This is a genomic window from Curtobacterium sp. Csp1 (assembly GCF_013347185.1).
In genome coordinates, this window is sequence record NZ_CP054594.1 from 2,642,680 (window position 1) to 2,660,534 (window position 17,855).

The 17,855-nt window shown below is 73.3% G+C and carries 17 protein-coding genes; 7 read left to right on the forward strand and 10 right to left on the reverse strand.

Annotated features, from left to right (window positions below; genetic code table 11):
• Positions 1–124: 124 nt before the first annotated feature.
• On the reverse strand, positions 125–1,135 hold the full coding sequence (locus HUN58_RS12625; protein WP_180224854.1) for a low specificity L-threonine aldolase: 1,011 nt from the start codon (positions 1,133–1,135) through the stop codon (positions 125–127).
• A gap of 58 nt (positions 1,136–1,193) precedes the next feature.
• On the opposite strand from HUN58_RS12625, the gene HUN58_RS12630 reads away from it, so the two are divergent.
• Positions 1,194–2,108 carry a metallophosphoesterase gene (locus tag HUN58_RS12630; protein ID WP_180224855.1) on the forward strand — a complete coding sequence of 305 codons (915 nt, stop codon included), beginning with the start codon at positions 1,194–1,196 and terminating at the stop codon, positions 2,106–2,108.
• A 303-nt stretch (positions 2,109–2,411) separates the two neighbouring features.
• The gene (locus tag HUN58_RS12635) at positions 2,412–3,473 is read left to right on the forward strand and encodes an NADP-dependent oxidoreductase (protein ID WP_114849808.1); all 1,062 of its coding nucleotides are present in this window, start codon (positions 2,412–2,414) and stop codon (positions 3,471–3,473) included.
• A 70-nt stretch (positions 3,474–3,543) separates the two neighbouring features.
• On the opposite strand, the gene HUN58_RS12640 is transcribed toward HUN58_RS12635, so the two are convergent.
• From HUN58_RS12640 to HUN58_RS12670, 7 genes are all read right to left on the reverse strand, one after another.
• Positions 3,544–4,386, reverse strand: coding sequence for an ABC transporter permease (locus tag HUN58_RS12640; RefSeq protein WP_180224856.1), 843 nt, complete (start codon positions 4,384–4,386; stop codon positions 3,544–3,546).
• A complete protein-coding gene (locus tag HUN58_RS12645) occupies positions 4,373–5,383 on the reverse strand; it encodes an ABC transporter ATP-binding protein (protein ID WP_114849806.1) in 1,011 nt (336 codons plus the stop codon). Before HUN58_RS12645 ends, HUN58_RS12640 begins: the two co-directional genes overlap by 14 nt.
• On the reverse strand, positions 5,380–6,447 hold the full coding sequence (locus HUN58_RS12650) for a sigma-E factor regulatory protein RseB domain-containing protein (protein WP_180224857.1): 1,068 nt from the start codon (positions 6,445–6,447) through the stop codon (positions 5,380–5,382). Before HUN58_RS12650 ends, HUN58_RS12645 begins: the two co-directional genes overlap by 4 nt.
• Before the next feature lie 118 nt (positions 6,448–6,565).
• A complete protein-coding gene (locus tag HUN58_RS12655; protein ID WP_058743379.1) occupies positions 6,566–7,051 on the reverse strand; it encodes a ribose-5-phosphate isomerase in 486 nt (161 codons plus the stop codon).
• Positions 7,048–8,787: a dihydroxyacetone kinase family protein gene (locus tag HUN58_RS12660; protein WP_058743378.1), complete on the reverse strand. Its 1,740-nt coding sequence runs from the start codon at positions 8,785–8,787 to the stop codon at positions 7,048–7,050. Before HUN58_RS12660 ends, HUN58_RS12655 begins: the two co-directional genes overlap by 4 nt.
• 180 nt (positions 8,788–8,967) lie before the next feature.
• The gene (locus HUN58_RS12665; RefSeq protein WP_217488528.1) at positions 8,968–10,296 is read right to left on the reverse strand and encodes an MFS transporter; all 1,329 of its coding nucleotides are present in this window, start codon (positions 10,294–10,296) and stop codon (positions 8,968–8,970) included.
• A gap of 18 nt (positions 10,297–10,314) precedes the next feature.
• Complete coding sequence (locus HUN58_RS12670; protein WP_180224858.1) at positions 10,315–11,493, reverse strand: zinc-binding dehydrogenase; 1,179 nt, start codon at positions 11,491–11,493, stop codon at positions 10,315–10,317.
• Positions 11,494–11,635: 142 nt separating this feature from the next.
• Here HUN58_RS12670 and HUN58_RS12675 point away from each other — a divergent pair, with 142 nt between their 5' ends.
• Both HUN58_RS12675 and HUN58_RS12680 read left to right on the forward strand, forming a co-directional pair.
• The gene (locus HUN58_RS12675; RefSeq protein ID WP_180224859.1) at positions 11,636–12,484 is read left to right on the forward strand and encodes a GolD/DthD family dehydrogenase; all 849 of its coding nucleotides are present in this window, start codon (positions 11,636–11,638) and stop codon (positions 12,482–12,484) included.
• Between the two features lie 53 nt (positions 12,485–12,537).
• Positions 12,538–13,503 carry a sugar-binding transcriptional regulator gene (locus tag HUN58_RS12680; protein ID WP_058743316.1) on the forward strand — a complete coding sequence of 322 codons (966 nt, stop codon included), beginning with the start codon at positions 12,538–12,540 and terminating at the stop codon, positions 13,501–13,503.
• A 63-nt stretch (positions 13,504–13,566) separates the two neighbouring features.
• Here HUN58_RS12680 and HUN58_RS12685 read toward each other — a convergent pair whose 3' ends face one another.
• Entirely contained in the window at positions 13,567–14,103 is a 537-nt protein-coding gene (locus tag HUN58_RS12685; protein ID WP_180224860.1) for a DinB family protein, read from the reverse strand.
• A gap of 190 nt (positions 14,104–14,293) precedes the next feature.
• Here HUN58_RS12685 and HUN58_RS12690 point away from each other — a divergent pair, with 190 nt between their 5' ends.
• A complete protein-coding gene (locus tag HUN58_RS12690) occupies positions 14,294–15,796 on the forward strand; it encodes an MFS transporter (protein WP_114849802.1) in 1,503 nt (500 codons plus the stop codon).
• A gap of 103 nt (positions 15,797–15,899) precedes the next feature.
• Here HUN58_RS12690 and HUN58_RS12695 read toward each other — a convergent pair whose 3' ends face one another.
• Positions 15,900–16,937 (reverse strand): GTP-binding protein, encoded by a 1,038-nt coding sequence (locus HUN58_RS12695; protein ID WP_180224861.1) that lies wholly within the window; start codon positions 16,935–16,937, stop codon positions 15,900–15,902.
• Between the two features lie 58 nt (positions 16,938–16,995).
• On the opposite strand from HUN58_RS12695, the gene ykgO reads away from it, so the two are divergent.
• Both ykgO and HUN58_RS12705 read left to right on the forward strand, forming a co-directional pair.
• The gene (gene ykgO / locus HUN58_RS12700) at positions 16,996–17,118 is read left to right on the forward strand and encodes a type B 50S ribosomal protein L36 (protein WP_058743312.1); all 123 of its coding nucleotides are present in this window, start codon (positions 16,996–16,998) and stop codon (positions 17,116–17,118) included.
• A 28-nt stretch (positions 17,119–17,146) separates the two neighbouring features.
• Positions 17,147–17,803 carry a histidine phosphatase family protein gene (locus tag HUN58_RS12705; protein WP_180224862.1) on the forward strand — a complete coding sequence of 219 codons (657 nt, stop codon included), beginning with the start codon at positions 17,147–17,149 and terminating at the stop codon, positions 17,801–17,803.
• Positions 17,804–17,855 lie beyond the last annotated feature (52 nt).

A 17,855-nucleotide genomic window follows, 5' to 3' on the forward strand; every position in this document is an offset into this window, starting at 1 on the left:
GACGTCCGATCAAGCTCCCTCCCGCAAGACGCAACGTCGGCGGGTTCTCGCAGCGAAGTACCGCTGCGAGAACCCGCCGACGTTGCGTTTCGCGATCGCCGGAGCCCGCGAGCGCCAGCGCCGGTCAGCGGGGGAGCGCGGCCAGGACCTCGGCGGCGCGGGCGGCGTCCTCGGCGCTGACGTCCAGGTGCGTCACGAGCCGGACGGCCCGCGGTCCGAGCTGCATCACCCGGACGCCCCGCTCCGCGGCCCCGGCGACGAACGCCCCCGGGTCGGCGACCTCCGCGAACACGATGTTCGTGTCGACGGTCGCCGGGTCGACGTCGAGCGCCGCGGCGAGCACCCGGGCGTTCGCGTGGTCCTCGGTGAGCCGGTCGACGTGGTGCCGGACGGCGTACCGACCCGCGGCGGCGAGGAACCCGGTCTGCCGCATCCCCGCGCCGTACCGCTTCCGCCAGACCCGCGCGGCTGCGACGTGCTCCCGGGAGCCGACGAGCACCGAGCCGACCGGGGCACCGAGGCCCTTCGACAGGCAGACCGACACCGTGTCGAAGCCGGCCGCGAGCTCGCGGAGCGGGGTGCCCGACGCCACGTGCGCGTTCCACAGCCGGGCGCCGTCGAGGTGCACCGCGATGCCGTGCTCCCGCGCGTACGCCTGCACGGCCCGGACCTGGTCGAGGGGCTGCACGGTGCCGCCACCGAAGTTGTGGGTGTTCTCGACCGCGATGGCCGTCGTCGACACCGAGTAGGCGCCGGCGTCCGGCTCCGCGATCGTCTCGACCGCCGCGGCCACGAGTCGTCCGCGCTCCGAGGCCCACGTGCGCGTCGTGATGCCGGAGAACACCGCGGCGGCGCCGAGCTCGGCCCGCACGACGTGGGCGCGGACGTCGGCGAGCAGCTCCTCGCCCGGGGCGACGTGCAACCGCAGCCCGAGCTGGTTCGCCAGGGAGCCGGTCGGGGTGAAGAGTCCCGCCTCGTGCCCGAGCAGGTCGGCGACCTCGCGCTCGAGGGCGTTCGTCTCCGGGTCCTCGCCGAAGACGTCGTCGCCGACCTCGGCGCCGGCCATCGCGGAGCGCATCGCCGGGGTCGGTCGGGTGACGGTGTCGGAGCGCAGGTCGATCGGGTCGTCGGTCACCAGGCAACGCTAACGCGCCGTTCAGATCGTCGATGCGCGACGCCGCTAGCGTGGCGCCATGCAGCAGCCAGCCGCGGGGTCGCTCCGCATCCTCCACCTCTCCGACACGCACCTGACCGGCGACGGTGCACTCCACCAGGGGTCCGTCGACACCACCGCGGCGCTCGACGCCGTGCTCGCCCACGTGGACGGTGTCCCGGGCGTCGGGCTCGTCGTCGTGTCCGGCGACGTGTCGGAGGACGGCAGCCCGGAGTCCTACCGGACCGTTCGGGAGCGCGTCGGCGCCTGGGCGGAGCGGCACGGCGCGGCGTTCGTCGCGGTCCCGGGCAACCACGACCTGCGCGAGGGCTTCCGTCAGGTCCTGGCGAACGGGCACGTCCTCGGCGAGGGCGGCCGGCCGCTCGCGCACACGATGGAGCACACCCCGCCGGAGGTCCCGGTCTCCGGACAGTCCACCGTGCACGGCTTCCGCATCGTCACCGTCGACACGAGCGTCCCCGGCGCCGGCTACGGACACCTCGACGAAACGGCGCTCGAGCGGCTCCGGACCGCGCTGACCGGCGAGCCCACGGCGCACGGCACGGTCGTCGTGCTGCACCACCCGCCGGTGCCGTCGCCGACGCTCCTGCACGAGGCGCTCCGCCTGCAGAACCCGGAGGACCTCGCGGAGGTGCTCGACGGCTCGGACGTCCGGGTCGTCCTCGGCGGACACCAGCACCACCACGCCGTCGGGTCGCTCGGCGGGATCCCCGTGCTCGTCGCCCCCGGGGTGGCGAACGACACCGACGTCGTCGGTCCGTACGACGAGGAGTCCGCCCACGTCGCCGCCGGTGCACTCATCGTGGACGTCGCGCCGGACGGCTCGGTGTGGTCCACCCCGGTGCGCGTTCCCCAGCCGGACGCGGATCCGCTCGCGTTCGCGCTGGACGCCGAGACGGTCGCGCGGATCGCGGAGCAGGCCGGCCCGCGCTGAGCGCGCGGCACGGGCCGGTCCGCGCAGGGCTGACGCAGGCTCGGTCGCGCGGGCCGGGCTGCGCGGGCCGGGTCGCGCAGGCCGAGTCGCGCAGTCCGGGCCACGCGGACCGGCCCGGCACCCGGCCGGGGACGGACCGGACGGGAGGCACGGTGCCGGACCGGCGCCGTGCCTCCCGTCCGTCCCGTGCTCGCGTGGGGCGACCGCGCCCACGGGAGGGGACCCGTCGAGTACCCCGCGCTCCCGGACACCGTCCCGGCGGCGCGAGTACACCGGGGGTCATGCAGACGGAAGGAGTCCCTCATGCGCATCGGTAGTGCCGTGCAGTACGACCGGTACGGCGGGTTCGACGTCGTCGACCTCGTCCCGCAGGAACGTCCCGAACCCGGACCCGGCGAGGTCGTCGTCGAGGTCGTCGCCGCCGGCCTGAACCACGTCGAGCGGTTCCTCCGCGAGGGGAAGCTCCGCGACCACATCGACCTCGCGTTCCCGGCCCACCAGGGCGTCGACTTCGCCGGCATCGTCCGCGCACGCGGCGCCGAGGTCAAGGACCTCAAGGTCGGCGACGAGGTCATGGGACACGCCCCGGACGGCGGCGCGCACGCCACGTGGGTGCGCGTGCCGCGCGGCGCGGTCATCAAGAAGCCCGAACACGTCGGTTGGGAGGTCGCCGGTGGGCTGTACCTCGCCGGAGCGACCGCCGCGACGATCGTCCGCGGCCTGCGCCTCGGCCCCGAGGACACCGTCGTGATCAGCGCCGCCGCGGGTGGGGTCGGGCACATCGAGTGCCAGCTCGCCCACGACGCCGGCGCGACCGTGATCGCGCTCGGCAGCCCGCGGAACCACGACTACCTGCGCCAGATCGGGACGCTGCCCGTGGCCTACGGCGAGGGCGAGGAGGACCGCATCCGCCAGATGGCGGCCGGCCGAGCGATCACCGCGTTCATCGACAACCACGGCGGGGGCGGTGCGGCGGACCTCGCGAAGCGCCTCGGCGTGCCGTCGGAGCGGCTCGTGACCTCCGAGCACCGTCGCGACGTCGAACTCCGCTTCCTCCGCGCCCCCGCGGACGACGAGGAGGCGCGCGACCTGCTCGTCATGCTCGCCAAGGCCGTGCAGGACCGGCGCGTGCAGGTGCTCATCTCCGGCTTCTACCCGTTCGAGTTCATCGTGGACGCGTACGAGGACCTGGCCGAGATGCGCTCCCGCGGCAAGGTCGTGATCGGCATGCAGACCGTCGAGACCGGTGCGCGCCTCGACTGGTACCGGTCCGAGAAGGCCCGGGACCTGCGCGACCGCTACGGCGAGCAGCGCGGTGCCGACACCGAGACGATGGCGGGCGGGAGCGCGTCACCCGCGTCCTGAGCGAGGTCCGTCCACGACGACGAGACGGTCCGGCCCTGCGGGGTCGGACCGTCTCGTCGTTCGACCGTCGCTAGCTCAGGACGTCCTTCGTCGCGAACCGGCCGTACGCCAGCGCGCCGAACACCGCGACGTACCCGAGCTGCAGCAGAGCGTTCTGCCCGAACGAGTCGAACGCGATCGGGTCGCGGAGCAGGTCTCCGAACCCGAGCCACAGGTGCGAGAACAGGAACGGGTGCAACCAGTCGAGCTGGGGGAGCTGGTCGAGCACCTGCGACACCCCGGCGAGCACGACCGTCGCCGCCATCGCCCCGACCGGGACGGTCGTGAGCGTCGACGCGAACAGGCCGATCGCGGACAGGCCGAGCATCGACAGGGTCACGTAGAGCGCGAGGAGCACGGCCCGGCCGGCGTACGACCAGCCGTCGACCTGGGTCCCGGACAGCAGCGTGATCGGGCCGATCGGGAACAGCAGTGCGCCGATCGCCGCGCCGACGAGCACCACGAGGAGCGTCGCCGCCAGGCTGAACGCGACCGCCCCGACGTACTTCACGACGATGAACCGCAGCCGGCCGGTCGGTGCGACGAGCAGGTAGCGGATCGTGCCGTGGTTCGCCTCGCCGGCGACGGTGTCCCCGGACACCACCCCGACGGTGAGCGGCAGGAACAGCGGGATCGACACCGTCAGCGCCGTGAAGGCGACGAAGAGCCCGTTGTTCGTGATGTCGCCGAGGAACGCGGGGCCGCGGTCGCTCGGGTCCGTGGTCAGCCGGACGGCGATCGCGATGAGCACCGGCACGAGTGCGAGCGCGCCGAGCATCGCCCAGGTCCGTCGACGGCGGAACACCAGGGCGAGTTCGGAGCCGAGCAGGGCGAACGGTCGCCTGGGCCGGTGCGCGGTGTCAAGCTGCGACATCGAAGCCCTCCCCGGTGAGCGCGACGAACAGGTCCTCGAGGGTGCCACCGCCGAGCGCGATGCCACGGACGCGGACGTCGGCACGGACGAGCGCCGCCGTGATGGTCTCCGGCTCGAGGTCGGCGGGCAGGTCCGCGACGAGGGCGTCCGAACCGGCGTCGCGCCGGGGGGAGAGCCCGATCCGGACGAGGACCGCGGAGGCCTCGCCGACGTCCGGGGTCCGTACGGTGACGGTCCGGCCACCGGTGGCGCGCAGGTCGTCGAGGGACCCCTGCGCCACGAGGCGTCCGCTCCGCATCACGGCGGCGTGCGTGCAGACCTGCTCGATCTCGGCGAGCAGGTGGCTCGACACGAACACCGTGGTGCCGTCGTCGGCGAGCGAGCGGATGAGGTTCCGGACCTCGCGCGTGCCCTGGGGGTCGAGACCGTTCGTCGGCTCGTCGAGCACGAGCAGGTCGCGCGGCGCGAGCAGGGCGTTCGCCAGCCCCAGGCGCTGCTTCATGCCGAGCGAGTAGGCGTGTGCCTTCTTGTCCGCGGCGTGGGTGAGCCCCACGCGTTCGAGGGCGACCGCGACGCGGTCCCGACGGGTGCGCGGGTCGGAGCTCGGGTCGGCGACGTCGAAACGCTGCAGGTTCGCGCGTCCGGACAGGTACGGGTACGCGGCCGGGCCCTCGACGAGCGCGCCGACACGGGGCAGGACCTCCTGCAGAGCGCCCGGGACCGGTCGGCCGAGCACCTCGATCGTGCCGCTCGTCGCCGAGGACAGTCCGAGGAGCATGCGGATCGTGGTGGTCTTGCCCGAGCCGTTCGGGCCGAGGAACCCGAAGACCGACCCGCGCGGTACGGCCAGGTCGATGCCGTCGACGGCCCGCTGCTTCCGGAAAACCTTGACGAGCCCCTCGGTGCGGACTGCGAGCTCGGACGACGCGTCGTCCGGCTGCCGCGCTGTCTCGCCCGGCTGCCGCGCTGTCTCGCCCGGCTGCGGTGCTGCCGTCACTTCGCGGCGGCGACCAGCGCGGACACCGGCACGGCGCCGGCGAGCACCCGGCCGTCGTCCGTCAGGTACACCGAGACGAGCGATGTCTGCAGCGCCCGGCCGCCGTCGACCGGCTTCGTCAGCTGGTCGAGGAGTGCCGATGCGTCAGGGTCCCGGGTCGTCCGGGCGGAGTCCCCGGTCGGCAGCTCGACGATGCTGTCCCAGCCGGACCCGGTCACCGTCGGCCGGACACCGGCACCCTGTGACTGCCCGTGCTGGCTCGGTCGGTGCTGACCCGCGTCGGAGAGGTCCTTCGTCGTGACGTCCGCGCCGGCCGGCGGCGTGAAGTCGAACAGTCGGGCGTCGGGTGCGCCGTAGTCGAGACTCGTGAAGCCGACCTGGAACGCCGGGTCGTCCTGCCCGGCCGCCGTCACCGTGACGCGGAGCGGGAGCCCGGTCTGCTGGTCCACCGCCAGCCGGACGCTGCCGACCAGCGTGTCGTCGGACCTCGGCGTCAGGATGACCTGCCACGCGTCGTGACCGGCGACGCGGACCGTCGTCGGCTCGGAGACCCGGGTGCTCGGTGTGATCGCCGCGACCGCACGCTCGGCGGCCTGCGCCGGCGTGGTCGCGCCGGCCGTGGGGCCCTCGGAACCGGCGGGGAGCGTGAGGTGCACGGCCTTGCGCTCCTCCGAGTCCCACGTCCACACGTCGGACCCGTTCCGGACGACGTCCTGCTCGGCGAGCTGCTGCGTCAGCTGGAAGCGCTGTTCGTCCTCGCCACCGACGTACAGGCGCGCGGTGTGTGATGCGGTGAGCAGCCCGAGGACGTCGGACGCACCACCCTCGAGCGAGGACCCACCGCTGCCCGAGGGGAGTTCCGGCAGGCCGAGGTCGCTCGTCTGCGAGAGCGTGCCCGAGTACTGCGCGTCCCGGGACGCCGCGATGCTCGCGAGCACGTCCGCCGCGCTCGGGTCCGTGCCGGCGACCGGGTCGGCGGCGGCGTTCGCGATGACGGGCGCGGCGATCGCTCCGGCCACGACGACCGGGGCGATCGCGGCGGGCAGCCAGGCTGACTTCTTCATCGGGTCCCCTTCGGTGGTGCGGTGGGTGCACGAGCGGCGTCGCCGTGGAGCGTCGGGTGCGCGAGCACCGTACGTCGCGCACCCGACAGCGCGCTGGGGATCCGCGGACCCAGCGCCCTCATGCCCTCCCGACGTCGGTACCGACCGGCACCGAGCCGTCGTAGCCGCAGATCGCCGCGACCTTCTCGGCGCTCGCGCTCGTCGAGTCGAACTCGTACCCGAGCCACTCCTTCGCCAGTCGCCGTGCGAGCTCGAGCCCGATCACGCGCTGCCCCATGCAGAGCACCTGCGCGTCGTTCGACAGCACGGAGCGCTCGACGCTGAACGAGTCGTGAGCGGTGACGGCTCGGATGCCGGGGACCTTGTTCGCGCTGATCGCCACCCCGAGCCCGGTGCCGCAGACCAGGATCGCGCGGTCGGCCTGACCGTCCGCCACCATCCGCGCCGCGTCCACCGCCACGTGCGGGTACGCCGTGTGGCCGTCGGCGTCGACCCCGACGTCGACGACGCTCGCCACGCGGTCGTCCGCCTCGAGGTCACGCTTGATGACCTCCTTGTAGTCGAAGCCCGCGTCGTCGGAGCCCACCACCAACCGGTACGTCATGCGTCCACTCCTTCGCGTCGTGCGCGGACCGCGAGCACCTCGCCGATCCGCGTGAGGACCATCCCCATCGAGGTGGCGCCCGCGTCGGGCGTCCCCACGCTCTTCTCGGCCAGCGGCCGGGCACGCCCGACCCTCGGCCGCAGGTCCGCCGTGGCCGCCGCCTGCTCGACCGCGACCCCGGCCGCCGCCTGCCACGCCTCCGCCGTGTCGGCACCCTCGTCGACCCGGGACCGCAGCTCGTCGACGAACGGCATCAGGGCGTCGAGCAGGGTCTTGTCACCGCGGGACGCGCCACCGAGGTGGACGATCGAGTCCGCGAAGGCCTGGGCGGCCGCGACGACGTCGGCCGCGTCCACGTGCTCGGCGTCGTCGCCGAGCGCGCGGCCGAACGCCTCGAGTGCCGCACCCCACAGCACACCGGACGTGCCGCCGGCCGACGCGGCCCACGCCTCACCGGCACGGCCGAGGACGAAGGCGACCCCGGCCTCCCGGTCGGTCTGCTCGACGGCGCGACGGGCCGCACCGATGCCCTTGACCATGCCGCGACCGTGGTCGCCGTCACCGGCGACCGCGTCGATGCGGCCCAGCGTCTCCTCCTGCTCGCGGAGCAGGACGTCCATCGCCTCGACGGCGACGCGTGCGGTCTCGGCGGCCCGCCGGGAGGCACCGGTCGCCTCCGGCACGACCGTCGCCTCGGCAGCGGCCTCGGTGACGGCCGCGGCCGGCACGAGCGCGGCGACCGGGGCGGCGACCTTGCGGTACGCCGGCGTGTAGGCATCGGCGCGCCAGTACCGTTCGAGCTCGTCGTCGAGGAACTGCAGCGTCAGCGAGCAGCCGCCCATGTCGAGGCTCGTGACCAGTTCGCCGACCTCGGGCTCGACGACCTCGAGCCCCGCGTCCTCGAGGAGGGGCAGCACCCGGCCCCACAGCAGGAAGAGCTCCTCGTACTTCGTGTCGCCCAGGCCGTTGAGGATCGGCGCCACCCGCGGTCCGGCGCCCTCGGGTCGTTCGGCCAGCAGACGCTCGACGAGCAGCGCGGCGAGGTCCCGCGCCGGCAGCACCGGGACGTCCTGGATGCCGGGTTCGCCGTGGATGCCGAGCCCGAGCCCGAGGTGGCGGTCGGGGACCGAGAAGAGCGGCTCGGTGGCGCCGGGCATGGTGCAGCCGGAGAATGCGACGCCGATCGTGCGGGTGGCGGCGTTCGCGGCGGTGCCGACGCGCTCGACCTCGTCCAGCTCCGCGCCGGCGGCCGCGGCGGCACCCATCGCCTTGAACACCGAGAAGTCGCCGGCGATGCCGCGACGCTTCGTGACCTCGTCCGCGCTCGCCACGTCGTCGGTCACGACGACGATCCGGGTGTCGATGCCCTCGGCGCGGAGCCGCTCGGCGGCGAGCCCGAAGTTCATGGTGTCACCGGCGTAGTTGCCGAAGGACAGCACGACGCCGCGGCCCTGGTCGGCGGCCTTGGCGACCGAGTAGACCTGCGCCGCCGAGGGCGAGGTGAAGACGTTGCCGACGACGGCACCGGTGGCGAAGCCCGGACCGACGACGCCGCAGAACGCAGGGTAGTGCCCGGAGCCGCCGCCGACGACGACGGCGACCTGGCGCTCGGCGCCCTCCGTCGGGAGTGCGACGACGCCGCCGTGCACGCCGCGGACGCGGTCGGCGTACAGGGCGAGCCAGCCGGCGAGCTGGTCCTCGGCGAAGTCCTCGGGGTCGTCGTGGATGGTGGTCATGGGGGTCGTTCCTGTCGTGCGGTGGACCGGGGTCCGGTGGATGGGGTCAGGATCGGGTCGGACGACCGGGTGCGTCGGTCGGGTCGGAGGGGTCGCGCGTGCCGGTGAGGGGGTGTGCGCATCGGGGGGACCGGGCGGCGGTGGGACGGCCACCGCCGCCCGGGGTCGGGTCGGCGTGCCTCAGCGGGTGCCGCGGTGCGGGCGCCCCTGCGGCACGTCGAGGAAGTGGATCATCACGAACGCGCAGGCGTAGAGGCCGACGAACGTCCAGGTGACCGCCTGGCCGCCGCCGCCGAGCGCGAAGACCGCTGCGACGACGCCGGTGCCGAGGAACGCCGCGCCGCCGGCGGCCGTGGTGTACATCGCCATCGCGGCACCCTTGTGCTCCGGAGCGAGCGCCGGCATGATCGCGCCCATCGGGACGAAGCCCGCGAGCAGGCACCCGAACACGCAGCCGGCCACGACCGAGAGCACGTAGCCCCAGTCCGACCCGGCGGGCACCAGCTGCGGCACGTACCACCAGGCCACGAGCCCGGTCGCGGAGCCGACGATGCCGAACCACTTGACGGTGCGCTGCCAGCCGATGCGGTCGCCGACCCAGCCGAACAGGGCGTTCACCAGGATGTTCGTCGCGTAGACGCAGACGGTCATGAGCAGCCAGCGGCTCTGGCCCCAGCCGCGGTCGTTCGCGATCACGGCGGGCAGCACGACGAACATGCCGAACTCGGGTGCGGTGTTGATGAGGCGGACGAGGAAGCCCATCAGGATCTTCGGTCGCGTCGCGGTGAGGCGGATGCCGCTCGTCAGGACCCGCCAGGCGCTCTCCGCGGCCGGCGCGATCCGCGAGAAGCCGTTCGGCAGGCGGACGCCGAACAGCATGATGAGGAACCCGGCGACCACGAGGCCGATCGAGGCGATCATCGCGCCCGTCTCACCGATCGTCCCGCCACCGAACACCTGGATGGCCCCGATGGCGAACAGGGAGCCGAGCGTCGGCAGGCCACCGGTGAAGGCGACGTAGAACCACCCCACCGCTGCGCCGTTGCGCTCGACCGGCGTGGTGATGTTCACCCAGACCAGGAAGGCGAACGCGAAGAGCGGGTAGCCGAAGCCGCGCAGGGCGTAGGCGACGGCGGCGAAGGGCACGCTCTCGACGTTCAGCGCCAGCAGGAACAGCACCTCGAAGACCACCCAGACGGCGAACCCGAGGATCATCACCCGGCGCGGCCCGATCAGGTCGGAGAGGGCGCCGGAGACGTAGCTGCCGATGAGGGCGGCGAGGCTGTAGAACGTCACGATCGTGGCGACGGTGGCCTCGGGGCTACCGAGGACCGCGACCATGTGCGGCGTGATGAAGTTCGACTCGACGCCGTTGCCCGTCATGAAGACGAGCACGGCGACGAAGCCGAGGGCGAGCGGACGGGGGATGCCCATCCGGTCGAGTCGACCCTCGGGGCGGGCGGCGGCGGTCGTGGGCGCGGTGGTGGTGCGCGCGGTCGTCGTCGACATCGCGGGACTCCTCGGCGCTCAGGCCCGCGCGGCGGACACGGTCGGGGCGGACGTGGTGGGCGCCGAGAGCGACGGGATGATCGACACCTTCACCGACGCGCCGGCGGAGTCGCCCACCAGGTCGAGGGCCTGCTGGAAGTCCTCGAGCGGGAACTGGTGCGTGCAGATCTCGTCCATCGGCAGCGTGCCCGACTCGAGCAGCTTGATCGCCGCCGGCCAGGTGTGCGGGCCGAGGTGGGCGCCCCGGACGTCGAGCTCCTTGTCGTCGGAGATGATCGACCAGTCGACCGAGACGGCGTCCTTGAAGACCGAGTACTCGACGAACGTGCCGAGCTTGCGGAGCAGGTTCAGGCCCTGGGGCACCGCGGAGGGGTGACCGGTCGCCTCGATGTAGACGTCGGCGCCGTAGCCGTCGGTGAGTTCCTTGACCCGGGCGACGGCGTCCTCCTGCGCGATGTTGATCGTCAGGTCGGCACCGACCTTGCGGGCGAGCGCGAGCTTGTCGTCGACGACGTCGAGCGCGATGATCCGCAGCGGGTTCTTCTGGCGGGCACCGGCGATGGCGGACAGGCCGATCGGGCCGGCGCCGGCGATCACCACGGTGTCGCCGAACCTGATCTCGCCGCGCTCGACGGCGTGGAAGGCGCAGGAGAGCGGCTCGGCGAAGGCGGCGACCTGGCCCGGCAGCGCGCGGTCGACCGGATGGGTCAGGGCCTTCGCCGGGACGAGCACGTACTCGGCCATCGCACCGTCGAAGCCCTTGAACCCGAACATGTCGTGGACGGCGCACATCCAGTAGGCACCCTCGAGGCAGTACCGGCACTCCCAGCACGGGACGATCTGCTCGCACGCGATCCGGTCGCCGAGCGTCACACCGCGCTTCGCGAGTGCGGCGTCGTCACCGGCGACGATCGTCCCGACGAACTCGTGGCCGGGGATCCGGTCGGCCTCCGCCCACGCCGGCCGGTTCTCGTCGCCCCAGAACTTCGCGGCGCCGTGGTAGCACTTCAGGTCGCTCGCGCAGATGCCGACGGCGTCGGTGCGGAGCAGCAGTTCGCCCGGGCCGGGCTGCGGCACCGGACGTTCCTCGAGTCGGTAGTCACCGGGCCCGTGCACCACGACGGCGCGCATCGTGGTCGGGATCTCGAGGTGCGCCTCACACTGCGCCGGGGTCTCGGTCGTCGTCGTCGTCGACATGTGCTGGTCCTCCGTTGGTCAGCCGGGCGGGGCGCCCGTTCCGATGATTCGGCGACGACTGTACACGCGTCGGAACAGATGTCCAGAACACAATTTCTGCTATGGTTCCCACACCACACCGATCCATCGCAAGGGAGCGACCATGACCGACGCCGTCGACAGCGCCACCGGCACCGACACCGCCACCGCCACCGACTTCGCCGCGGCACTGCGACCCGGTCCCGGGACCGTCGACCTGACGAACGACCTGACCGGCCGGACCGCGGTCGTGACGGGCGGCGCGTCCGGCATCGGGAACGCCATCGCGCACGCCTTCGCCTCCCGCGGTGCCCGCGTCGCCATCGTCGACGTCCGTGCGGACCCCTCGGCGGCGGCCGCCGCCGAGCTGCCCGCCGTCACGGCCGGGGAGCACCTCGGCCTCGCGTGCGACGTCACCGACGACGGCTCCGTCGCGGCCGCGGTCCAGCAGGTCGTCGACGCCGCGGGCTCGATGGACGTGCTCGTGAACTGCGCGGGCATCGTCGCGCTCGACGCCGCCGAGGACCTCGACGCCGGGGCGTGGGCGCGCACCCTCGACGTCAACCTGACGGGCACCTTCCGGCTCGCGCAGGCAGTCGGGCGGCACATGCTCGCCGCCGGCACCGGGCGCATCGTGAACATCGCGTCGCAGGCGGCCCACGTCGGCCTCGACCGGCACGCCGCGTACTGCGCGTCGAAGGCCGGCGTCCTCGGTCTGACCCGGGTGCTCGCGCTCGAGTGGGGCGGGCGCGGGGTCACGGTCAACACGGTCTCGCCGACGGTCGTGCTCACCGACCTGGGTCGTGCGGCCTGGGCGAAGGCGGCGGGCATCCGGCACCAGGACGAGATCCCGACCGGCCGCTTCGCGACCCCCGCCGAGATCGCCGCCGCGGTGCTGTTCCTGGCGAGCGACGGTGCCGCGATGGTGAACGGCGCCGACCTCCGCGTGGACGGCGGGTTCACGATCCGGTGACCCTCGGTCGGACTACGATCCGAGTGTCCGACCGATCCGAAGGGTGCCGCAGCATGTCCTCCGAGAGCACCACCGGCGCCGAGGGGTCGCGGGCCCGTTTCCCGCTGGACACCGTCTACCAGGCGGCCCGGATGTACTACCTCGAGGACGCCACCCAGGTCGAGATCGCCTCGCGCCTCGGGGTCTCGCGCCCCACGGTCAGCCGACTGGTCGCCGAGGCGCGCCGCGCCGGCCTCGTCCGGATCGACGTCGTGGACCCCTTCCAGGACGAGACCGTCGCGCTCGCCGAACGGCTGCAGGTCGTGCTCGGGCTGCGCGCCGTGCACCTGGCGGCCGTGACGCACCAGGCGACGCTCGGCGCCGACCTGGCCGCCCCGATCGCGACCGCTGTCGAGGGGATGGGGCTCACCCCGGGCGACGCGGTCCTGGTGTCGTCCGGTCGGACGGTCTACGACGTCGCGCAGACCGGGATGCCGCAGCTCGCGGGCGTGCAGCTCGTCCCCACCGTCGGCGGGCAGGCGGACCCGATGCCGTGGTTCCAGACGAACGAGATCACCCGGACGGCCGCCGAGCACTCCGGCGCGATCCCGGCGTTCCTGTTCGCGCAGGCCCTGCCGTCGGCCGCCATGCGGGCATCGCTCGACGAGGACCCCGCCTTCCAGCACGTCGTCGGCCTGTGGGGGCGGGCGAAGGGTGCGATCCTGGGCGTCGGCGCACCGACCCCCACACGCGATGCGCTGGCGCGGGGGATCCCGGTCGAGGACGCCGTGTTCGACCAGGCCGCCGGTGACGTCTGTCTCAACTTCTTCGCCGCCGACGGGTCGCCGATCGAGTTCCCCGGCAGCGAGCGCATGGTCCGGACGTCGCGCGAGGTGCTCGCGGGCGTCCCGCACGCGGTCGGCGTCGCCGTCGGGTCGGCGAAGGTGCCGAGCATCATCGGCGCCGTCCGTGCCGGCATGATCAACGAGCTGGTGACCGACGCCGTGACCGCGCGCGCCCTGCTCGACGCACTCGCCTGAGTCGCGAGGCGACCAGGGGCGGACGGGAGGCGCTGTGCGGGCCGGCACCGCGCCTCCCGTCCGTCACCCCGTGCGGTGGGCGGTCCGACGCACGTCCCACAGGTGGTGCACCGGGTCGTGCGCGTAGTAGGTCGCGAGGGTCGTGACCGTGAAGGCGCTGCCGTCCGAGCGCCGCCCCGTCCGTCCGACGGCGCCGTCGGGGACGGCGGCGAACGCGGCCGCCGCGTCACGGGCCGCATCGGTGAGCTCCCGGGCGACGACCGCCGGATCCTGCTCGCCGTAGCGGTCCTGGGCGGCGGTGGCGTCCTGGTCCCAGTTCGGGAAGGTCGGGTCGTCCTCGGCGAGCACGAGCCGGAGCCGTTCCGTCATCTTCCGGTGGACGTCGCGGACGTGCGCGCCGTACTCCAGTGGCGACCACCTGCGGTCGTCGGGGCGCTGCCGGACGTCCGGACGGGCCAGCTGCTCCGGCCACGCGGCAGCGTTCTCGGCGATGACCGACGGGACGTCGCGGAACGCCAGGGTCGCCCCGTCGAAGCCGCAGTCGGGGCACGCGGTCCCGATCACCCAGGTCCAGTTCTTCGTGTCCGGTTCGATCGCCACGGGGCAGACGTTACCGCGTCGTGACCTTCGGGCCGATCGGCACCGTCGTACGGATCGGGCGTGACCCCCGTCCGGGTGACACGCCGGTACCTGTGAATCCCCGGCCAGTGACATGTCGGTCGCTCGGTACCGTTGCTGGCTGTTCCGGGCCGGTACCGATCGGCCCGTCCCCACCACGAGGAGATCGCGTATGGGTTCCGACCCCAGCAGTACCACCACCCGACCGCCCCGACGTCTGCGGGTCAGCGACGTCACGGTGGTCGACAAGAGCATGATGCGCCGGGCCGTCAGCGGGATGGTCGTCGGCAACACGATGGAGTGGTACGACGTCGGGGTGTACGGCTACCTGGCGGTCACGATGGGCAAGGTGTTCCTGCCCACGGCCGAGCCGTCGGTGCAGATCCTGTTCAGCCTCGGGGTGTTCGCGGCGACCTACGTCGCGCGACCCCTGGGCGGCATCGTGTTCGGTCGGCTGGGGGACCGGCTGGGACGGCAGAAGGTGCTCGCCACGACGCTGATCCTGATGGCGTCGTCGACGTTCCTGATCGGAGTGCTGCCGGCATGGTCGACCATCGGCGCGGTCGCTCCGGTCGTGCTCGTCGTGCTGAAGCTCGCGCAGGGCTTCTCGACCGGTGGCGAGTACGCCGGCGCGACCACGTTCGTGACCGAGTACGCCCCCGACCGTCGGCGCGGCTTCTTCGCGAGCATCCTCGACTTCGGCAGCTACATGGGCTTCGCGCTCGGCGCCACCGTGGTGACCGTGCTGCAGGTGTCGCTCGGCGACGAGACGATGACCGCGTGGGGCTGGCGCCTCCCGTTCCTGCTCGCCGGCGTGATCGGCGTCGTCGCGATCTGGTTCCGCCTGCGCATCGAGGAGTCGCCGGTCTTCCAGGCGACCCAGGCGGCGCAGGAGGCCGCCGCCTCGGACCGCGAGGCCGCCGAGGGCGGTCGGCCCGCCAACGTGCTCGTCATGGTGCGGGACCACTGGCGCCCGATCGTCATCGCGATCATGCTCGTCGGCGCCTCGAACACGGTCGGCTACGCGCTGACCTCGTACATGCCGACGTACCTGACCGACTCGCTGGGGTACTCGGCGATCGACGGGACGCTCCTCACCATCCCCGTGCTCGTGCTGCTCGCGGTGATGCTGCCGGTCGCCGGTCGCGTCTCCGACCGGATCGGTCGTCGCACGGTGATGTGGATCGGTGCCGGCACCACGGTCGTGCTCGCCGTCCCGGCCTTCCTGCTCATCGGGCACGGAGCGCAGTGGTCGACCCTCGCCGGACTCGGGCTGCTGGCGCTGATGACCGCGCTGTGGGTGTCGAACCAGGCGGCCTCGTTGCCGGCGCTCTTCCCGACGTCGACCCGGTACGGGGGCATGGGCTTCGCCTACAACATCGCCATCGCGGTGTTCGGTGGAACGACGCCGCTCATCGTGCAGGCGCTCCTGACCGCGACGGGGGACCAGCTCGCGCCGGCGTACTTCCTCGTGGCGATGAGCATCGTCGGGGCGATCGGTGTGTTCTGCATGCGCGAGTCCTCGCAGCGGCCGCTCCCGGGGTCGATGCCCGCGGTGGAGTCCGAGGCCGAGGCGCGCGAGCTCGTGCTCACGCAGGACACGAACCCGAACCTCGACCTGGGCGACCTGCCCTTCGCGGCGCACGACGGGATCGCGGAGACCGCCCGGCGCTGAGGGCGTGCAGCGCCGGTCGTCCCGGGGCGCCGGTCGTCCGGAGCACGGCGCGCGGTCTGCGACGACGCACGCGTCGATCGACGCGTGCGACGTCGCACACCGGTCAGTCGTGCCGGTGTCCGTGTGAGGGGTCGAGCGCCGGCCACACCGGGAACGGGTCCGGCCACCGACGCCAGACGTCCGGCCCGGCGAGCAGCTCCTCCGACGTGAGGAGTGCGCCGTCCAGCGCGCGTTCGACAACGTGCACGTCGAGGCGCTCGCCGACGAACCAGATCGCCTGACCGACCGGCGCGTCCTCGTCCCACGACGGGTTCGCGGTCGGGTCCAGCGCGAGCATCGCACCGAAGCTCGACCACGAGCCGACGTGGTCCGGCCGTGAGGCCAGTCGGAAGAACCCCTTCGAGCGCAGGACCCGCCCGTTCGCGCCCGCGGCGAGGTCGTTCGCGATGACGTCGGCGAGTCGCCCGGGGTGGAACGGCAGCGGCTCGCGGTACCGCATCGTCACCAGGTCGTCCTGCGGCCCTCGCCCGGTGTCGGTCCGGCCGGCGTCGCTCGACAGTGCGCGCATCCAGCCGGCGCCGGAGGCCAGCAGGCGGGCGGCGCCGCCGTTCGACGCCGGCAGGTCGAGCGGCCCCCTGACGGCGGGTGCCGCGACGATCGCCGCCTGCGGAGCCATGCGGTGGAGCAACGCCACGAGCGCCCGACGACGACGGCCGGAGAGTGGCTCGAGTCGGTCGAGCGCGACCACGGTCGCGTACTCGACGAGGGCCACCACGCGCTCAGCGGCCGCGAAGGCGTCGTCCACGTCCGACCAGAGCAGGTGGGCGACGTCGTCCGCCCGGAGCACGGCGACCACGTGGCGCAGGACCCGGTCGTCGCCGGTCTCCGAACGGGCGGCGTTCGCGAGGAGCATCCCGACCGCGCGGACGTCCACCTCCGGCGCGAGCGTGACGACGAGGTCGTGGTCGGCGTCCGGTCCGCACACGCGGTCGAGCTGGTCGCGTCGCGCGGCGATGCCCCTGGCCGCCGCGAGGGCATCGCCCTGGACGTGCATCCGGTGGCCGCTGCCGATCCGGCGCGCGACGCGGACTGCGTCGGCATCGTGCAGGGCGGTGACGAGGGTGGTTGCTGCAGGGCGCATGTCGGGTAGCCTACATGACAACCGTTCTCAACAAGGAGTCGGTGCAGGAAGGAGACCCGTGAAGGTCCGCAACTCGCTCAAGGCGCTCAAGAAGATCCCCGGCTCGCAGATCGTGCGACGCCGCGGCCGCGTGTACGTCATCAACAAGCGGGACCCGCGGTGGAAGGCCCGCCAGGGATAGGTCACCGGCCGTCCGTAGGGTGGGGCGCATGCGACTCCTGCTCATCCGGCACGGCCAGACCCCTGCGAACGTGGACGGCGTGCTCGACGCCGCGGTCCCCGGTCCGGGGCTGACGGACCTCGGGCAGCAGCAGGCCGCGGCGCTGCCGGACGCCCTCGCCGACCGCGGGATCGAGCGGCTCTTCGTCTCGACCCTGGTCCGCACCCAGCAGACGGCTGCGCCCCTCGCCGCCGCGCTCGGGACCGAACCCGTCGTGCTCCCCGGGCTGCGCGAGATCGAGGCCGGCGACACCCAGGGCAAGCGCGACCGGGTCTCGGTGCAGCTGTACATCTCGACCGTGCACGGCTGGTCGGCGGGGGACCGGGCCAGCCGGATGCCGGGCGGCGAGAGCGGCGAGGAGTTCTTCGCCCGCTACGAGGGCGCGATCCGGCAGGTCGAGGCCACCGGCGTCGCGGTCGCCGCGGTCGTCAGCCACGGCGCGGCGATCCGGACGTGGGCGAGCGCCGTCGCGCAGAACACCCCGGACGAGTTCGGGACGAAGCGCAACCTCGAGAACACCGGCATCGTCGAGCTCGAGGGCTCGACCGCCGACGGGTGGCGCCTCGTCGACTGGGAGGGTGAGCCGGTCGGTGGCGACGAGCTCGTCGACCGCACGGCGCAGGACCCGACCGGCGAGCGGTTCTAGCTCGGCGAGACGCATTCGTCGCTGCGAGACGCCGCCGGATCCGGCGGCGTCT